This is a genomic window from Candidatus Magnetobacterium casense, from assembly GCF_019173545.1.
Classification (GTDB): Bacteria; Nitrospirota; Thermodesulfovibrionia; order Thermodesulfovibrionales; family Magnetobacteriaceae; genus Magnetobacterium; species Magnetobacterium cryptolimnobacter.
Genome location: NZ_JABXWD010000609.1, coordinates 1 through 1583 on the forward strand (window position 1 = coordinate 1; position 1583 = coordinate 1583).

Consider the following 1583-nt stretch of genomic DNA (forward strand, 5'->3'; position numbering starts at 1 on the left):
GGTTTTCGACCAGGAGGCCAAGAAGAATCTCGTTGCAGACCTGATCAAAGAAAAAAATTATCCTGATCGAGCGGCCAATGAGATTGCTGATGCAGTCGAAAAGCGCGGGAAGCGCGTTATTTTTGTTGAAGCAAATATGGATGGGTACGCATTTTTCAAGGTTGAACAAAGACCCGGAGGTATTACCGAGATCATTTTCAATATTAACCACCCAGCATACGAACAGCTTGTCCGTACTCTCGATGACAATCTTGATGGTGCCACTGACCGAGACCTTATTGAGCGGATAACCAATGCATCCGATACCATGAGGATGCTGTTTGCCGCATGGGCGCGATACGAAATGGAGGATGTTCCGAATCGAAGCAAAATCAACGGTGTGCGTCAAGAATGGGGCAAGATGGCCCGAATCTTCCTCCTCAGCGACGAGGAGGGTTAACCGCATGTTGGATGTCCTTGGGGACAGACTCCTCGCCCTATGTCGTGGGGCATCGGGTTCTTTCCTCCTTGCAGCTCCCTTTATCAAGGATTATGTCCTTGCCAAAGTTCTTGATGCTCTGCCGCTGTCAGTCACTAAAGTGACCTGCGTAACCCGTTGGCTACCGGAGGAGGTGGCCGCCGGTGTTTCCGACCTGGAGGTGTTTGATCTCGTCGCAGCTCGACCAGGTGCACGCCTTCTGCTTCTGCCGACACTTCACGCCAAGCTGTTCCGGTCAGAAACTAAGTGCCTTGTTGGTTCTGCGAATCTGACTGGCAGGGCCCTTGGATGGAAAAGCCCACCGAACCTTGAGTTGTTGGCCGAGGTGCCCTACTCACACCCTGACGTCACCGCCTTTGTATCCTTACTGTTGGCTTCAGCGTTTCCTGCTGATGAACTGACGAGGGACGCTGTCAGGAAAGAGGCTGATAGGCTTGTGGCAGAGGGGCGTGTTCCGGCTTTCCCCGATGTTGCTGAGAACGCCTCCGCCCCACCACCACGAACGTGGTTGCCGCGCTGCACGGTAGCCGATCAGCTCTGGACGATCTACTCGAATGCCTCTGACATTTGGAAGGTTCTCGATTCAAACATCGAAGCAGCTCGGATCGATTTGACTGTACTCGGTATTCCCCAGGGGCTTCCAAGCCAAATGTTCAGGAACCGGGTCATAGCGGTATTGAAACAGATGCCACTTGTGGCGGAGATTGATCGCAGAACTCGCGATGGCATTAGTGACGCCGACGCCATCGAACTCATTCGGACATCTATCCCCGAGGGGGAGATGCCTTTCTCGGCTGAAGACGCATGGAGCATCCTCAAGGAATGGCTGCAATATTTTTTCCCCGACATTTACCGTCGGGCAGCCCAGGGGGAGGTGTTTTTCAGGGGACGTGAACTCCGTTCCTGATGATATTCCCTCTGCTGAACGCGAGCGTTATGGCTTCCAGGTCAACTGGACACGGAAGGACTGTGTCTGTTTGGTTCTCAGATATGTTTTTTTATTCCAAACCTGTCATTTTCAAGAGACTGGAGGTGTGTGTTGGTTCAGCGTGAATGATACAGATGGCCGTTGCGCGTAAGCACTTTTTCGGACACTCCCGGCACC

The 1583-nt window shown here is 52.7% G+C and carries 1 protein-coding gene and 1 pseudogene; both read left to right on the forward strand.

The features are described 5' to 3' along the window. Window positions 1-439 (forward strand): annotated as a pseudogene (locus HWQ67_RS18055) (ATP-binding protein); the annotation flags it as partial. A gap of 364 nt (window positions 440-803) precedes the next feature. After that, window positions 804-1385, forward strand: coding sequence for a hypothetical protein (locus tag HWQ67_RS18060; protein WP_218254085.1), 582 nt, complete (start codon window positions 804-806; stop codon window positions 1383-1385). Window positions 1386-1583 lie beyond the last annotated feature (198 nt).